A 15,302-nucleotide genomic window follows, 5' to 3' on the forward strand; every position below is an offset into this window, starting at 1 on the left:
GCGGTGCTCAGGCGGCGAGCGCGGCGGGAGTGCGGTCGAGCGGCGCGCACGCGGCTTCGAGCCATTCGCGTTCCGCACCTTCCATCCCCGTGCCGAGCTTTGCCAGCACCTCGGCATGATAGGCGTCGAGCCAGTCGGCCTCGGCGCCCGACAACAGCGACACATCGACGAGATTTTGCGCGATCGGTGCGAAGGTGATCGTCTCGAACCCCAGCATATCCTCCTCGGCGCCCGCGATGCGCTGCGGGGTGACGACCACCAGATTCTCGATGCGTATGCCGAAATGGCCCGCCTTGTAATAGCCGGGCTCGTTCGAGAGGATCATGCCGGCGTGGAGCGGCTCTTCGGTCCCCGCCTGCCCGCCTGCGGGCTTGGCGATGCGCTGCGGCCCTTCGTGAACCGCGAGATAGGTGCCGACACCGTGGCCGGTACCATGCGCATAATCGACCCCGTCGGCCCACAGATATTGCCGCGCCAGAATGTCGAGCTGGCTGCCGCGCGTCCCCTTGGGGAAGCGCGCCACCGCGAGCGCGATATGGCCTTTGAGCACCTGCGTGAAGCGGCGGCGCATTTCGGCGGTCGGCGTGCCGATCGCGATCGTGCGTGTGATGTCGGTCGTGCCGTCGGCATATTGGCCGCCCGAGTCGACGAGATAGAGCGTGCCCGTCTCGATCGCGCGGTTGGTCGTCTCGTCGACCTTGTAATGCGGCAGCGCGCCGTTGGGACCCGCGGCCGAGATGGTGTCGAACGACAGATCCCTCAGCACCCCGCTGGCATCGCGAAATTCGCGCAGTTTCGCTGCGGCGCCGAGTTCGTCGAGGTTTCCTTCGGGCGCGACCTCCTCCATCCATTTGAGGAAGCGCGACACCGCGACGCCGTCGCGGACATGCGCGGCGCGGGTGCCAGAAAGCTCGGTTTCGTTCTTGATCGCCTTGGGCAGCACCGCGGGGTCGCGGTGGCGCTCGACCTTCGCGCCCGCGCCCTCAAGCGCGGTGAAGATCGCCGCGACCGCGCGGTCGGGATCGACCGCCACCTTCTTGCCTGAAAGATCCGCGAGCGCCGCCTCGAACGCGTCGCGATCATGGATCCGCACGCTGTTGCCGAGATGCGCGCGCACCGCGTCGGTTAGCTTTTCGGGCGCGATGAACAGGTCGGCGGTCGCATCGGCGTGGAGCAGCGCGAAGGCGAGCCCGACCGGCGTGTGGCTGACGTCTTCGCCGCGAATGTTGAAGGTCCACGCGATCGAATCGAGCGCGGTCATCACCGTCGTGTCGAGCCCCTTCGCCTTCAGCCAGTCGGCGATGATCTCGCGCTTCTCCACCGCGCCCTGCCCCGCGAGTGCCGCATCATGCACGGTCACCACCGCGTCGCTCGGCGCGGGCTGGTCGTCCCACGCCGCGTCGAGCGGGTTCGCGTCGACCGCGATCAGGCTCGCGCCCTTCGCGGCGAGCGCCTTCTCCAGCCCCCGCGCCCAGTCGATGCCGTGCAGCCACGGATCGTAACCGACCTTCTGTCCCGCACTGACGTTGGCGCCCAGCCATTCGGCGACGCTCGACTGCGGCACGCCGACATAGTCGAACAGCGTTCCGTCGACCTGATCGCGCACCTGCACCGTGTAGCGGCCGTCGACGAACACCGCCGCCTTTTCGGGTAGCACCGCCGCGGTCCCTGCCGAGCCGCCGAAGCCGGTCAGCCACGCCATACGCTGAGCATAGTCGCCGACATATTCGCTCATATGCTCGTCGCTGATCGGCACGACGAAGCCGTCGAGGCCGCGCTTGGCGAGTTCGGCGCGAACGCGTGCAAGGCGTTCAGCATGGACGGGGCTGGACATGGTCGCTTCCTTGTTCCTACATCAACCGATCCCGCCCTTCCGGGCGGCACCGCGGGGGATTTTGTGATGCGCGCTATTTGGATGTTTCTGGCGGCAATTGCCACCCCGCTTGTCGCATCATCATCCCTGTTTGCCTCCCCTTCGTTCGCCAAAGAGAAAGACGCCGAATTGACCAGCCCGACCCCCGCCCTGCCCGCCGCGCCCGTTGCGGAAAAGCGCCCGCACGAAATGACGCTGCACGGCAAGACGCTGTCCGATCCGTACCACTGGCTGAAGGACGCGAGTTATCCGACGATCGATGACAAGGATGTGCTCGACTATGTGAAGGCCGAGAATGCCTATTTCGATGCCGCGATGAAGCCGCACGCCGCGCTCGTCGAGACGCTGTTTCAGGAGATGAAGGGCCGGATCAAGGAAGCCGATTCCTCCGTGCCGCAGAAGGATGGCGACTGGCTCTATTGGGTCGAGTTCGAAGAAGGCGCCGAGTATAAGAAATGGTATCGCAAGCCCGCATCAGGCTCCGGCGACACCCAACTGATCCTCGACGAGGTCGCGATGGCCGCGGGCAAGGATTATTTCCGCCTCGCCGAAGTGTCGGTGAGCCCGAACGGCAAGCTGATGGCCTATTCGTTCGACGACAATGGCTCCGAACGCTTCGAGGCGCGCATCCGCAACCTCGAGACGGGCGAGCTGCTTCCCGACACCATCCCCGGCACTTTGTCGTCGCTCGTCTGGACGTCGGGCAATGACGCGATCCTCTACGGCCTCGCCAACGAGAATTGGCGCACCGACAATGTCCGGCTGCACAAGCTCGGCACGCCGGTCGCCGAGGATAAATTGCTCTACAAGGAGCCCGACATCGGCTTCGGCGTCGGGATCGGCAAGACCGCCGCCGACAATTATATCGTGATCGCGACGGGCGATAACGAGACGAGCGAGGTCTATCTGCTCCCCGCCGACAATCCCGAAGCTCCGATGCAGCTCGTCTCGGCGCGCAAAAAGGGCCGCGAGTATAGCGTCGATGAGCGCGAGGGGACGCTCTACATCCACACCAACGACGAACATCCCAATTTCCGTGTCGCGACCGCGAGCGTTGCGAAGCCCGGCGAATGGAAGACGCTGATCCCCGGCTCGGATGACAATTACATCACCGGCCTGTCGGTCTTCCGCGACTATTTCGTGCTCGAATCGCGTGAAAAGGGCGTCGATCAGGTCGATATCCGCAAATATGACGCGCCGCTGACCCCCGGCCGGATCCAGTTCCCAGAGGCGACCTATGTCGCAGGGCTCGGCGACAATCCCGAATATCATCAGGACAAGCTGCGGCTCGACTATGAATCGATGGTCACCCCCGACACGGTGTTCGATTACGATCTGGCGAGCGCCAAGCTCGAGACGCTGAAGGTGCAGGAAATTCCATCAGGTTATAATCACGACGATTATCAAACCGAATTGGTTCACATGCCCTCGCGCGACGGCACGCCGGTTCCGGTGTCGCTCGTCTACAAAAGGGGCACGCCGCGCGACGGCAGCGCGCCGATGCACCTCTATGTCTATGGCTCTTACGGCTACCGCGTCCCGCCGGGCTTCTCGACGACGCGCCTCAGCCTTGTCGATCGCGGGATGATCTATGCGATCGCGCACGTTCGCGGCGGCGACGACCTCGGCCGCGCCTGGTATCTCGCGGGCAAGACCGATCAGCGCAAGAACACGTTCAACGACTTCATCGACGTCGCCAAGGGCCTGATCGCCGCCAAATATACGAGCGCGGGCAAGATTTCGATCGAGGGCCGCTCGGCGGGCGGGCAGGTGATGGGCGCGGTCTACAACCAGGCGCCCGAACTCTGGGGCGCGGTGCTCGCGGGCGTGCCCTTCGTCGACGTGATCAACACGATGGTCGACAAGGACTTGCCGCTAACCCCCGGCGAATGGCCCGAATGGGGCAATCCGATCACCGACAAGGCCGCGTTCGACTATATGCTGAGCTACAGCCCCTACGACAATGTCACCGCCAAAGCCTATCCGCCGATGCTGGTGTCGGCGGGGCTCAACGACCCGCGCGTGACCTATTGGGAACCCGCCAAATGGGTCGCGAAGCTGCGTAGCGTCCGCACCAACGACGCGACCTTGCTGCTGCGCACGAATATGGGCGCAGGCCATGCCGGCAAGTCGGGCCGCTGGGGCGCATTGCGCGAGGATGCCGAGGAGTTCGCCTTCGTGCTGACGCAGCTCGGAGTCGAGAAATAATAACGATAGCCCGTATCGACTAAGCCGCCCGCGGTCGCTGCCCCGATCTCAAGGGTTGCATCGATGAGAGCACTATATATAAGCACTTATATATGGATTGTCGTTCGGGCCTTGGAACACGTCTGCGGCTGCTGGTGGCGGCGCTCGACGATGCGGTCGAGCAGGCCTATCGCGACGCGGGCCTGAACTTCCGGCCGCGCTTCTACCCCTATTTCCGGCTGCTCATGGCACGCGAGTCGGCATCGGTCGGCGAATGCGTCGCCGCGCTCGGCTTCACCCAGCCCGCCGCCACCCAGACGCTGCAGACGATGGTTCGCCAAGGCCTGATAGAATCGGTGCCCGGCCGCGACCGGCGCGAACGGCGTTTTTCCCTCACTATCGCGGCGCGCGCGATGATCCCCGATCTCGAGGCAACCTGGACCGCGACCGCCGGTGCCGCGCGGGCGCTCGATGCGGCGCTGCCGCAACCGCTGGGCGCGGCCGTCGATGCCGCCCTCGAACAACTCGAACGCCAGTCGTTTGGCGATCTTATCAGGAAGGAACGTGCCCGATGACACGTGCCCTGCTTTTGCTGGCGCTCGCGTGCCTCGCACTGCCCGCCGCTGCGCAGTCGATCAGCGCCGCCGACCGGGGACAGATGATTGATGAAATCGCTCGCTTGCTCGCGACGCGCTATGTCGACGCCGACAAGGGGCAGCGGATAGCCGCCGAATTGCACCGGGCGAAGGGGCAATGGAGGGATATGGGCGACGGCCCGGCCTTCGCCAAAGCACTGACCGGCTGGCTGCGGCAGGCTTCGGGCGACGGGCATTTCGCGGTCGATTACAGCGCCAGTCCGATCCCCGCCGACGGCGGCGACAAGACCTTTCTCGACGCGGAGATCGAGCGTTATTATGGCGCGCACGTCAATCATGGCGTGCAGAAAATCGAACGTCTCGACGGCAATATCATGCTGATCGACCTTCGCGTCTTCCCGCCCCCGGCGCTTGGCGGCGACGTCATTGCCGCGATGATGACCGTCGCGGCGCAGGGCGATGCGCTGATCATCGACCTGCGCAAAAATGGCGGCGGCATGGAAACGGTCGACACAATCGTCAGCCAGCTCGTTCCCGCAGGGTCGCCGCTTAGCGGCAGCTTCGACCGTCCGAGCGGCAAGACGACGCCCCATGTCTCGCCTGCGCCGCCCGAAGGGCGCCGGTTCGGCGAGACGAAGCCGGTCTATATCCTGACCGGGAAGCGCACCTTCTCGGCGGCCGAAGCGCTCGCTTACGACCTTCAGGCCCTGAAACGCGCGACGATCGTCGGCGAAGTCACGGGAGGCGGCGCCAACCCGTTCGAATATCGCCGCGTGCACCCGCATTTCGCCCTGAGCCTGCCCGAGAAACGGTCGGTCAATCCGATCACCGGAACCAACTGGCAGGATGTCGGGGTCAAGCCCGACGTCGCGGTCCCCGCCGACCGGGCGCTCGAAACCGCGCTATCGCTTGCGAAGGAAGCGCTCGCCAAAGCGCCCGGCGGTAGTCAGGACAAATAGCCCCGCGCGACGAGGTCGCGCTCCAATTCCATCGCGCCGCGAAAATGATGCCCTGCGATCCCGGCCGATTCGGCGCCTGCGACATTGGCCGCATTGTCGTCGATGAAGATCGCGCCCGCCGGATCGATGCCGAATCGTTCGATTGCGAGGGCATAGATCGCGGGGTCGGGCTTCATCAGCTTTTCGGTGCCCGAGACGATGACGTCGCGGAAGCGGTCGAACACCGGCTGGGTCGGGCGGAAGCCTTCCCAGAATTCATGCCCGAAATTGGTGATCGCGAACAGCGGCACGTTTGCGTCGTCGAGCCGCTCGACCAGTTCGAGGCTGCCGGGCATCGGCCCCGGGATCGTCTCGTTGAAACGTGTCGCATAGGCGTCGATCAGCAAGGCGTGATCGGGAAACTCGGCCTTCCGCTCGGGGACCATCTCGGCGAGCGGGCGGCCGGCGTCGTGCTGGAAATGCCACTCGGGCGTGACGACATTGGTGACGAACCATTCCAGCTCGTCCTTGTCGGCGATCAGCCTGGCGAACAGAAAGCGCAGGTCCCAGTCGAAGAGGACGCGGCCGACGTCGAAGATAACGCTCTGGCGAATCATGGGCACTCCAGACACGCGAAAGCGCCGCCGGAAGCATCCGACGGCGTCACGCTAACTCGCAAATGCGCGCGGGACATCTGTCCCGACAGGACTTTTAGCCCTGGCGCGCCTTGAAGCGGCGGTTGGTCTTGTTGATCACATAGGTCCGGCCACGGCGGCGGATCACGCGGTTGTCCCGGTGGCGGTCCTTCAGCGACTTCAGGCTGTTGCGAATCTTCATCGTTCTGTTCCGTAAAATTTCGAGCGTTGTACGCGAAGCGGCGCACCTATGGGGAAGCAACCGAAAAGTCAACCGCTCCGCGCCCATATTTCGTCATGCCGGACTTGATCCGGCATCCATCGCCGCGGCGATGTCATGGACTCCGGATCAAGTCCGGGGTGACGAGGGATATTATCCCGCCAAAGCCTTCTGCCGCCGTCTTTGCACCGACGAGCCATAGCCCATCGCCTCGCGATATTTGACGACGGTGCGCCGCGCGATGTCGTGCCCCTCGGCCGACAGTTTCTGGGCGATCGTCTCGTCGGAGAGGATCGCCCTGGCATCCTCGCCTTCGATCATCGCCTTGATCCGGCTCTTCACCGCTTCGGCCGACACCGCGCCGTCGCCCCCGGTCGCGGCAATTCCGCTCGAGAAGAAATATTTGAGCTCGAACAGCCCGCGCGCGCAGCTCAGATATTTGTTGCTGGTGACGCGGCTGACGGTCGATTCGTGCATGCCGATGGCCTCGGCGACCTGCCGCAGCGTCAGCGGGCGCATATGCGCGACGCCGTTCAGGAAGAAGCCCTCCTGCTGTTTCACGATCTCGCTCGCGACCTTGACGATCGTGCGCTGGCGCTGGTCGAGCGCGCGCACAAGCCAGTTGGCGCCCGCGAGCTGCTCGGACAGCCACGCCTTGCTCTTCGCCGCGGCGCCCTCAGCCAGTTCGGTGTAATAGCGGCGGTTGACGAGCAGGCGGGGCAGGGTGCCGTTGTTGATCTCGACCGCCCAGCCCTTCGCGGTCTGGCGGATATAAAGGTCGGGGACGACCGCGGGCGCACCTTCGCCGCCGAAGCGGAGCCCGGGGCGGGGATCATAGCCGCGCAGCTCGCGGATCATGTCGGCAAGATCCTCGTCGTCGACGCCGCAGATGCGCTTCAATTGCGGGAAAGCGCCCTTTGCGACGAGATCGAGATGCGCGATCATCGTCGCCATCGCGGGATCGTACCGGTCGGCCTCACGCGCCTGGATCGCGATACATTCGGCAAGGTCGCGCGCGCCGACGCCCGAAGGGTCGAAGCACTGGATGCCCGCCAGCACCGCCTCGACCAGCGCCAGCGGCATGCCGAGCTGCGCGGCAAGCTCGGCAAGGTCGGCGCGCAGATATCCCGCCTCGTCGATCAGCGCGACAAGCTGCCCCGCGACGATCGCCTCGATTCCGCCGAACCGCTCGCCGACCTGCGCGAGCAGATGATCGTGGAGCGTCCCCTCATGCTCGGCGAAGCTGTCGAAATCGATATCCTCGCCGCCACCCGACAGGCCGACATTGTCGCTCGCGCTGTCGTGATGGAAGCTTTCGGCCAGGTCGACGTCGAGGTCGTTCGCGCTTCCGTCATCGGCCGACAGCGCCCGATCGGCCTCGATCGACGCGGCTTCGGCGACGGGCGCTTCGCCGGCGGGCTCGTCGCCGCCGGCGCCCTCGCTGTCGGCCGACGCCGTATCGAGCAGCGGATTGCCCTCGAGCGCCTCGGCCAGATAGGCTTCGAGTTCGAGGTTCGACAGCGCCAGCAGCTTGATCGCCTGCTGCAGCTGCGGCGTCATCACCAGCGATTGCGACTGGCGGAGATCGAGACGCGGACCGAGCGCCATCGGCAGCTAGTCGATCACAAGGAAAAACCCTCGCCGAGGTAGAGGCGACGCACCTCGGGGTCGGCGACGAGTTCGGCCGGAGAGCCGGCAAGCAGCACCTTGCCGTCGTAGATGATGCAGGCGCGGTCGACGAGGTCGAGCGTCTCGCGCACATTGTGGTCGGTGATCAGCACGCCGATGCCGCGCGTCTTCAAATCGGCGACGAGGTCGCGAATGTCGCTGATCGACAGCGGATCGATGCCCGCGAAAGGCTCGTCGAGCAGGATGATCGACGGGTTCGCGGCGAGTGCGCGCGCGATTTCGGCGCGGCGGCGTTCGCCGCCCGACAGCGCCATCGCGGCGGCATCGCGCAGCCGCGTGAGGCCGAATTCGTCGAGCAGTTCCTCAAGTCGCCGTTCGCGCGCAATCTTGTCGGGCTCGGCGAGTTCGAGCACCGCCTCGATATTTTGCGCGACCGTCATGCCGCGAAAAATCGAGGTTTCCTGCGGCAGATAACCGAGGCCGAGGATCGAGCGGCGGTACATCGGCAGCGCGGTGATGTCGGCGCCGTCGAGCATGATGCGCCCGGCGTCGGGCTTCACCAGCCCCATGATCGAATAGAAGCAGGTCGTCTTGCCCGCACCGTTTGGGCCGAGCAAACCGACGACCTCGCCCTTGCCGACCGACAGCGAGACGTCCGACAGCACGACGCGCTTGTCATAGCTTTTCGCGATCGAGATGACCGCAAGACCGTTGCCCGCCGCCGCATCCTCGCGGACGTGCGCGCGATGCTCGGTGACGCCATGATCGCCCTCGGAAAGCGTTGCCACGGTGGATTCGTCGTCGGTCATATGTCGGTCGGTTCCGTTTCTAGCTCCCGTGTGGCGTTACCCCAGCGACGCGGCCAAGGTCAATCTGGCAAGATTTTTGCAAGACAACCAAGGGCGGCATCGTCGGCGGCGCTCAATGCGCCGCCTGCGGCCCCCGCACGATCCCCGACAAGGCGAGCTGCTCGTCGATCGCGGCGAGCAGGCGCGCGAGCGCCGCCTCGTCCTTCGCCTCGGCGCGCGCGACGAGAACGTCCTGCGTGTTCGAGGCGCGGAGCAGCCACCAGCCATCGTCGGTGAGCACGCGCGCGCCGTCGGTGCGGTCGACCTTCGCCCCCGATTCGGCGAGCCGGTCCAGAACTTCGTCCACAATGGCGAACTTGCGGCTCTCGTCGACCTGGAAGCGCATTTCGGGGGTGTTGACCATCGGCGCCATATTGCCGCGCAATTCGGTGACGCTCTCACCCAGCTTCGCCGCCGCCTCGATCAGCCGCACCGCGGCATAGGGCGCGTCGTCATAGCCGTAATAGCGGTCGGCAAAGAAGATATGCCCGCTCATCTCGCCCGCCAGCGGGCTCGCGGTTTCCTTCATCTTCGCCTTGATCAGGCTGTGGCCGGTCTTCCACATCAGGGGTTTGCCGCCAAGTTCGGCGACGCGGTCGAACAGCGCCTGGCTCGCCTTCACATCGGCGATCACCGTCGCGCCGGGCATGTCCTTCAGCACCGCGGCGGCATAGATTTGCAGCAGCTGGTCGCCCCAGATCACCCGGCCCTCGCCGTCGATCGCGCCGATGCGGTCGCCGTCTCCATCGAAAGCGACGCCGAAATCGAGGCTCTTCTCGGCGACGAGTTTCCTCAGATCGGCGAGATTCTTTTCCTCGGTCGGATCGGGATGGTGGTTCGGGAAATGGCCGTCGATGTCGGTAAACAGCAAATGATGTTCGCCGGGAAGGCGCGCGGTGAGCTTCTCGATCACGGTGCCCGCGGCGCCGTTGCCGGCGTCCCAACCGATGCGGAAGGCGCCGCCGGCGAAACCCTCGACGAGCCGGTCGACATAGGCGTCGACGATGTCGATGCTCTCAGACGTGCCTTCTCCCGCATCCCAGTCGCCCGCGGCGGCCATTTCGCCGATGGCCAAAATGTCGGCGCCAAAGAAGGGACGCCCCTGAAACACCATCTTGAAACCATTATAGTCGGGGGGGTTGTGGCTGCCGGTTATCTGTATGCCGCCGTCCACATCTTCGGTTGAAGCGGCATAATAGAGCATTGGCGTCGGCCCGAGCCCGACGTTGAGCGCATCGACGCCCGCGGCATTGATCCCGGCGATCAGCGCGTCGGCGAGCATCGGGGACGACAGGCGCCCGTCATAGCCGACCGCGACGCTTTTGCCTCCCGCGCGGCGGATCAGCGTCGCGAAGCTGCGCCCGATCGCATAGGCGTCCTTGTCCGAAAGCGTGTCGCCGACCACCCCGCGGATATCATATTCGCGGAGCATCGTCGGATGGAAATTGTGCGTCATGTTTGAACCTCTTGGGGAGAGAAGGGTCAGGCTGCGGCGAACAAATCCCCGTCCGGATGCAATCTTTCGCGCGCCGGGAGGTTGAGTCCGCCCATCGCCTCGCGGAGTTCCTGCCGCGCGACGACGTGGCCGATTCCCATGCCGCCGAGATGCGCCTTGTCGAGCAGGGTGAGGCCAGCCGGGAAAAGCTCGCGATAGATGACGCGCTCGCCGAGCCCGGGGATGACGCGGAAGCCGACGCGGCGTGACAGCTGGGTCAGCGCCTCGCCGACGCGGCGCATATTGTGCGCGTCGACATGCTGGAGGCGGTTGCGCAGGATGATCCAGTCGATCGTCCGCCCGTCGCTCTTGGCGCGCGCCTTGCGTGTGTCCCAGATGAGTTCGGAATAGAAGCTCGGCCGGGTAACCTGGAAGGTCTCGGGATCGACCTGTCCGATCAGGTCGAAATCGATGAAGCTGTCGTTGATCGGGGTGACGAGCGTGTCGGCGCTCGTCGCAAGATGGCGCGCGAAGACGTCGTCGCGGCCCGGCGTGTCGGCGATCAGATAATCGACATCGACGCTCAGCCGCGCGACCTGCGCGTCGAGTTCCTCGATCGTCGATCCGGTGAACACCTCGAAGCGCGGGGTCGGCAGCGCGATCTCGCGGCGCTTCGCCGTATTCTCGCGATTTTCGAGATAGCGGTGGAAGGTGCGCTGACGCGGGTCGAGGTCGATGCCCGCGACGCGCCACCCCTGGCTCGCCAATGCGACCGCGAAATGCACGGCGCAGGTCGATTTGCCCGTCCCGCCCTTTTCATTGGCAAAGATGATGCGGTGCGGTGCGGGGGTCGTCATGAGCGTTGCGATTTTCCTGTTGGCACGGCATGGGCGGCCGTCGCGCGAAGTGATATAGTCGCGCCAATATCGGAGGGCGACGAACCGTGCAAATCATCCGTGACATCGCGATGCTGCACCGTGCCGTTACGGCACTGAAACAGGGGGGGAAGAGCGTCGCGCTGGTCCCCACCATGGGTTCGCTGCACGACGGCCATCTCTCGCTCGTCCGCATGGCGAAGCGCGTCGCCGACCACGCCGTCGTGTCGATCTTCGTCAATCCCACGCAATTCGGCCCGAACGAGGATTTCGAGGCCTATCCGCGGGACGAAGCGCGCGACGCCGCGCTGCTGGTCGAGGAGGGGGCGAGCCTGCTCTGGGCGCCCGATGTCGCGACCATGTATCCCGGCGGACACAACACGCATATCGAGGTCGCCGAGCTTGGCGCCGATTATTGCGGCGCCGCGCGTCCGGGCCATTTCGACGGCGTCGCGACCGTCGTCGCGAAACTGTTCAACCAGGTGCGCCCCGACGTCGCGATCTTCGGCGAAAAGGACTGGCAACAGCTCGCGATCATCCGCCGCATGGCGCGCGACCTCGATTTCGCGATCGACATTTTGGGTGCGCCGATCGCGCGCGACAGCGACGGCCTCGCGATGTCGTCGCGCAACGCCTATCTCTCGGACGCGCAGCGCGCGGCGGCGCCCGCCTTTCCCGCCGCGTTGAACGCCGCGGCGCAGGCGATCGCAGGCGGCGCCGACGTCACCGAAACGCTCGTCAGGGCCGAGGCGGCGATCGTCGCGGGCGGATTCGACAGCGTCGACTATGTCGCGCTGGCCGATGCCGACAGCCTCGAACGGCTTCGCGCCTTCCGCGCGCCGGCGCGCCTGCTCGCTGCCGCCCGGATCGGAAAAACGCGGCTGATCGACAATCTGGCGGTGGGCTGATCGGCTCGGAAGTCCGGGAATTTCCGGGGAGTTTGTACAATATCTACAAAAAACGACATCGTCGTTAACGCTTTGTTGACCATAAACCGCAAATTTGGCCCCGAGGTCTCCATGTGGGGTGGAGGCAAAGGGGGTTATCATGGCGAACAGTCTGAAGTCTGCCCAATATCTGATCGAGAGCCGCTTGCTCGACGCAGCGCGCGGCGATGCGGGCGCCTATTTCGATCTCGGTATCGCGTTTTCGACCGGCTCGGGCGGGGTCGATGTCGACCTGATCCAAGCGCATAAATGGTTCAATCTCGCCGCGCTCGGCGGCAATGTCGAAGGCCAGCATTGCCGCGCCGACGTGTCGAGCGAAATGTCGCGCGACGAAATCGCCGAAGCACAGCGCCAGGCGCGCGCCTGGCTCGACGAGACGGCGCGCCGTCCCGCCGCCCGCCGCTTCGCGGCCTGATCCTTCCAAAATCCTCTTTTTTCGTCATGCCGGACTTGATCCGGCATCCATCCAGCGGATGATGCTGGACCCCGGATCAAGTCCGGGGTGACGAAGGGGACGTTTCAGCTCTTCCGCTTGAAGGGCATTTGCCCTTCCAGCCATTCCATCTCGGCCGCTTCGGCCTGCCGTTCCTGTTCGAGATAGTCGGCGACCGCACGGCGAAAGCCCGGATCGGCGATGAAATGCGCCGACCAGGTCGCGACAGGGCCATAGCCGCGCGCGAGCTTGTGCCCGCCCTGCGCGCCAGCCTCGACCCGCGCGAGCCCGCGTTCGATCGCGATGTCGATCGCGCGGTAATAGCATAGCTCGAAATGCAGATAGGGGATTTCTGCGAGACATCCCCAATAGCGGCCATACAGCGCGTCGGCGCCGAGGAAGTGCAGCGCGCCGGCGACCGGCCGCTCGTCGGCGTCATGGGCGATGAGCAGGATGATCTGATCGGCCATATGCTCGCCCATCAGGTCGAAGGCGGCGCGAGTCAGATAGGGATGCCCCCATTTGCGCGCGCCGGTGTCCTGATAGAAAAGCCACATCGCGTCCCAATGCTCGGGCCGGATCGCGTCGCCCGTCAGTTCCTCGACGCGCAGTCCCTCGACCGCGCGCAGCCGCTCCTTGCGCAGCTGCTTGCGCTTCTGCGAGTTCAGCGTGGCGAGGAAATCGTTGAAGCTGGCATAGCCCGCGTTCGCGAAATGGAACTGGATATCGCGGCGGACGAGCCAGCCCGCCTCTTCGAACAGCGGCATCTGTTCGGGGGCGACGAAGGTCGCATGCGCCGACGACAATTGATTCTGCCGCACCACCGCCTCGGCGGCGCGGAGCAGCAGCAAGGCGTCACCCTTGTCCTTGGCGAGCAGGCGCGGGCCCGGCACCGGCGTGAAGGGCGCCGCGATCTGCAGCTTGGGATAATAATCGCCGCCCGCGCGCGTCCACGCGTCGGCCCACGCGTGGTCGAAGACATATTCGCCCTGGCTGTGCGATTTGAGGTAGGCGGGCGCCGCGGCGACGAGCGCGCCGGCGGCGTCCTCGACAAGCAGCGGCGCGGGCTGCCAGCCGGTGCCCGGCCCGACGCTGCCCGATTGTTCGAGCAGCGACAGGAAGGCGTGGCCGACGAAGGGATTGCCGCCACCCGCCAGCGCATCCCACGCCGCCGCATCGATCGCGGCGACCCCGGTTCCGAGCGAGATCGTCCGGGCGGGCGGGTCGGCTTCGGCCACCGGATGCCTTAGGCGGGCTTCACCGCGACGATCGCGTCGGCCTCGACCGCCGCGCCGAGCGGCAGCACCGCGACGCCGACCGCGGCGCGCGCGTGGCGGCCCGCTTCGCCGAACAGTGTTTCGAACAGTTCCGATGCGCCGTTGGCGACCTTCGCCTGATCGGTGAAGCTCGGCGCGCTGTTGACGAACACGCCCAGCTTGACGACGCGCTCGACGCGCGACCAGTCGCCGCCCAAGGCCTGCCCGATCTGCGCGACGAGCATCAGCGCGACGCGCTGCGCCGCATCCTGCCCGCCCGCAACGTCCATATCGTCGCCGAGGCGGCCGGTGACGACCTGTCCGTCGCGGAAGGGCAACTGGCCGCTGACATAGAGCATGCCGCCCTGCTCGACGACGGGCACATAGGCCGCGACCGGCGCGGCGGGCTTGGGGAGTTCGAGGCCGAGCTCGGCGATCTTGGCGGCGATATCCATGGGGGTGGTTCCTTCTTAAACCGGCTCGGCGGCCGGGGCGGGGATATTTTCGGCGAGGCGAGCCAATATCCAGCCCTGCGCCTCTTTCCAATCGTCGATTCGCGCATGGGCGTATTTCGCCGGCGCGATCTTGCCGGCGATCGCGGGCTCGCCGATCAGGTGCAGCCGCCACACGTCGGGCGCCTCTTGCGCGACCGACTGGTGGTGGCCGGCGAGGTCGTCGATAAACACCGCGACCGAGGGGCGATATTGCTCGATCAGGCGGCGCACCGGCTCGCCCTTGCCGCCGCGGCTGCCGATCACCGGCGCACGGAAATCATGGAGCGCAAGCTGGTCGATCCGTGCCTGCTGATGCTCGGGACCGACATTGGTCAGGACGACGATATCGGCCTCGGCGCCGATCGCCGCCATCGCGGCCAAGGCGCCGGCTATCGGATATTGCCGCGTCATTTCGGTGCGGAAGAAGCCGTCGAGCAGCGGCCATACCTCGGCCGCCTCCAATGGCGTGCCGCATTCCTTGCGTTTCAGCGCATTGGCGAAGCTCGCATCCTCGATGCGAAAGATCACGCCATGTTCGGCGTCGACCCATTCGGCGAAAGGCACGACCATGTGCATCAGCACCTCGTCGCAATCGGTGATGACGAGCGGGCGGTTCATGCGGAGGTTCCTTCGAGTCTGTGGGCGGCGGCGGCGATGCTGGCGGGCGGCACCTGCAAGGCATCGGCGCAGGCAACAAGATCGTTTTCGTGGCCGGCGAGGAAGGCGAGGATCGCCGCGAGCGTCGCCTGCTCGCCCAGCGAAGCGCGCAGTTCGTCGGGCGCGAGGCCGGTCAACGCGAGCAGCCGTTCGGCGCGCGGTTCGTCGCTCAAAATCCAGCCGAGTGCATGAAGCGCCAGCGCCGCATCATCTTCCAGCAAGCCCGATCCCTCCGTCGCGATGCAATTGTGTCGTGCGGCCGATTCGCCTAAACGGGCC

Annotated in this window: 16 protein-coding genes; 5 read left to right on the forward strand and 11 right to left on the reverse strand. The window is 65.6% G+C overall.

What is annotated here, in order from left to right:
* Positions 1 to 7: 7 nt before the first annotated feature.
* On the reverse strand, positions 8 to 1,834 hold the full coding sequence (locus tag OVY29_RS16590; protein WP_037556141.1) for an aminopeptidase P family protein: 1,827 nt from the start codon (positions 1,832 to 1,834) through the stop codon (positions 8 to 10).
* Positions 1,835 to 1,915: 81 nt separating this feature from the next.
* Between OVY29_RS16590 and OVY29_RS16595 the strand changes: the two genes are divergently transcribed.
* The 3 genes from OVY29_RS16595 (at position 1,916) to OVY29_RS16605 (ending at position 5,615) form a co-directional block, all read left to right on the forward strand.
* Positions 1,916 to 4,081, forward strand: coding sequence for a S9 family peptidase (locus OVY29_RS16595; RefSeq protein ID WP_081933129.1), 2,166 nt, complete (start codon positions 1,916 to 1,918; stop codon positions 4,079 to 4,081).
* A 134-nt stretch (positions 4,082 to 4,215) separates the two neighbouring features.
* Positions 4,216 to 4,635: a helix-turn-helix domain-containing protein gene (locus OVY29_RS16600; protein WP_052182322.1), complete on the forward strand. Its 420-nt coding sequence runs from the start codon at positions 4,216 to 4,218 to the stop codon at positions 4,633 to 4,635.
* Positions 4,632 to 5,615 (forward strand): S41 family peptidase, encoded by a 984-nt coding sequence (locus OVY29_RS16605; protein ID WP_052182323.1) that lies wholly within the window; start codon positions 4,632 to 4,634, stop codon positions 5,613 to 5,615. The genes OVY29_RS16600 and OVY29_RS16605 overlap by 4 nt, the downstream gene beginning before the upstream one ends.
* Here OVY29_RS16605 and OVY29_RS16610 read toward each other — a convergent pair.
* The 6 genes from OVY29_RS16610 to OVY29_RS16635 form a co-directional block, all read right to left on the reverse strand.
* A complete protein-coding gene (locus OVY29_RS16610) occupies positions 5,603 to 6,211 on the reverse strand; it encodes an HAD family hydrolase (RefSeq protein ID WP_037556147.1) in 609 nt (202 codons plus the stop codon). The two genes, OVY29_RS16605 and OVY29_RS16610, sit on opposite strands and share 13 nt — an antisense overlap.
* 94 nt (positions 6,212 to 6,305) lie before the next feature.
* On the reverse strand, positions 6,306 to 6,431 hold the full coding sequence (gene ykgO, locus OVY29_RS16615) for a type B 50S ribosomal protein L36 (RefSeq protein ID WP_003046794.1): 126 nt from the start codon (positions 6,429 to 6,431) through the stop codon (positions 6,306 to 6,308).
* Positions 6,432 to 6,602: 171 nt separating this feature from the next.
* Positions 6,603 to 8,057, reverse strand: coding sequence for an RNA polymerase factor sigma-54 (rpoN, locus tag OVY29_RS16620; protein ID WP_037556150.1), 1,455 nt, complete (start codon positions 8,055 to 8,057; stop codon positions 6,603 to 6,605).
* A 14-nt stretch (positions 8,058 to 8,071) separates the two neighbouring features.
* A complete protein-coding gene (lptB, locus tag OVY29_RS16625) occupies positions 8,072 to 8,887 on the reverse strand; it encodes an LPS export ABC transporter ATP-binding protein (RefSeq protein ID WP_037556153.1) in 816 nt (271 codons plus the stop codon).
* A gap of 112 nt (positions 8,888 to 8,999) precedes the next feature.
* Positions 9,000 to 10,382 carry a phosphoglucomutase/phosphomannomutase PgmG gene (pgmG, locus tag OVY29_RS16630; RefSeq protein WP_037556155.1) on the reverse strand — a complete coding sequence of 461 codons (1,383 nt, stop codon included), beginning with the start codon at positions 10,380 to 10,382 and terminating at the stop codon, positions 9,000 to 9,002.
* 26 nt (positions 10,383 to 10,408) lie between these two features.
* Positions 10,409 to 11,218 carry a division plane positioning ATPase MipZ gene (locus OVY29_RS16635; RefSeq protein ID WP_037556156.1) on the reverse strand — a complete coding sequence of 270 codons (810 nt, stop codon included), beginning with the start codon at positions 11,216 to 11,218 and terminating at the stop codon, positions 10,409 to 10,411.
* Between the two features lie 86 nt (positions 11,219 to 11,304).
* Here OVY29_RS16635 and panC point away from each other — a divergent pair, with 86 nt between their 5' ends.
* Complete coding sequence (gene panC / locus OVY29_RS16640; RefSeq protein WP_037556157.1) at positions 11,305 to 12,144, forward strand: pantoate--beta-alanine ligase; 840 nt, start codon at positions 11,305 to 11,307, stop codon at positions 12,142 to 12,144.
* A 139-nt stretch (positions 12,145 to 12,283) separates the two neighbouring features.
* On the forward strand, positions 12,284 to 12,598 hold the full coding sequence (locus OVY29_RS16645) for a sel1 repeat family protein (RefSeq protein ID WP_037556159.1): 315 nt from the start codon (positions 12,284 to 12,286) through the stop codon (positions 12,596 to 12,598).
* Between the two features lie 104 nt (positions 12,599 to 12,702).
* On the opposite strand, the gene OVY29_RS16650 is transcribed toward OVY29_RS16645, so the two are convergent.
* Genes OVY29_RS16650 through OVY29_RS16665 form a run of 4 tightly spaced genes read right to left on the reverse strand, consistent with a single transcriptional unit; the run spans position 12,703 to position 15,244 of the window.
* Positions 12,703 to 13,854, reverse strand: a complete 1,152-nt coding sequence (locus tag OVY29_RS16650) for a GNAT family N-acetyltransferase (RefSeq protein WP_037556161.1) — start codon at positions 13,852 to 13,854, stop codon at positions 12,703 to 12,705.
* Positions 13,855 to 13,862: 8 nt separating this feature from the next.
* Entirely contained in the window at positions 13,863 to 14,327 is a 465-nt protein-coding gene (locus tag OVY29_RS16655) for a RidA family protein (RefSeq protein WP_037556163.1), read from the reverse strand.
* Between the two features lie 15 nt (positions 14,328 to 14,342).
* Positions 14,343 to 14,984 (reverse strand): HAD family hydrolase, encoded by a 642-nt coding sequence (locus OVY29_RS16660; RefSeq protein WP_037556166.1) that lies wholly within the window; start codon positions 14,982 to 14,984, stop codon positions 14,343 to 14,345.
* Positions 14,981 to 15,244, reverse strand: a complete 264-nt coding sequence (locus OVY29_RS16665; protein WP_037556169.1) for a DUF3572 family protein — start codon at positions 15,242 to 15,244, stop codon at positions 14,981 to 14,983. Before OVY29_RS16665 ends, OVY29_RS16660 begins: the two co-directional genes overlap by 4 nt.
* Positions 15,245 to 15,302: the final 58 nt, after the last annotated feature.

Source organism: Sphingopyxis sp. SE2 (assembly GCF_032227185.1).
In the GTDB taxonomy this organism is placed as follows: domain Bacteria; phylum Pseudomonadota; class Alphaproteobacteria; order Sphingomonadales; family Sphingomonadaceae; genus Sphingopyxis.

Bases quoted from the DNA above. Each gene is read 5' to 3' on its own strand.
- OVY29_RS16590 (WP_037556141.1), bottom strand. From the start codon at position 1,834: ATGTCCAGCCCCGTCCATGCTGAACGCCTTGCACGCGTTCGCGCCGAA.
- OVY29_RS16595 (WP_081933129.1), top strand. From the start codon at position 1,916: ATGTTTCTGGCGGCAATTGCCACCCCGCTTGTCGCATCATCATCCCTG.
- OVY29_RS16605 (WP_052182323.1), top strand. From the start codon at position 4,632: ATGACACGTGCCCTGCTTTTGCTGGCGCTCGCGTGCCTCGCACTGCCC.
- OVY29_RS16610 (WP_037556147.1), bottom strand. From the start codon at position 6,211: ATGATTCGCCAGAGCGTTATCTTCGACGTCGGCCGCGTCCTCTTCGAC.
- ykgO (WP_003046794.1), bottom strand. From the start codon at position 6,431: ATGAAGATTCGCAACAGCCTGAAGTCGCTGAAGGACCGCCACCGGGAC.
- rpoN (WP_037556150.1), bottom strand. From the start codon at position 8,057: ATGGCGCTCGGTCCGCGTCTCGATCTCCGCCAGTCGCAATCGCTGGTG.
- lptB (WP_037556153.1), bottom strand. From the start codon at position 8,887: ATGACCGACGACGAATCCACCGTGGCAACGCTTTCCGAGGGCGATCAT.
- pgmG (WP_037556155.1), bottom strand. From the start codon at position 10,382: ATGACGCACAATTTCCATCCGACGATGCTCCGCGAATATGATATCCGC.
- OVY29_RS16635 (WP_037556156.1), bottom strand. From the start codon at position 11,218: ATGACGACCCCCGCACCGCACCGCATCATCTTTGCCAATGAAAAGGGC.
- OVY29_RS16645 (WP_037556159.1), top strand. From the start codon at position 12,284: ATGGCGAACAGTCTGAAGTCTGCCCAATATCTGATCGAGAGCCGCTTG.
- OVY29_RS16655 (WP_037556163.1), bottom strand. From the start codon at position 14,327: ATGGATATCGCCGCCAAGATCGCCGAGCTCGGCCTCGAACTCCCCAAG.
- OVY29_RS16660 (WP_037556166.1), bottom strand. From the start codon at position 14,984: ATGAACCGCCCGCTCGTCATCACCGATTGCGACGAGGTGCTGATGCAC.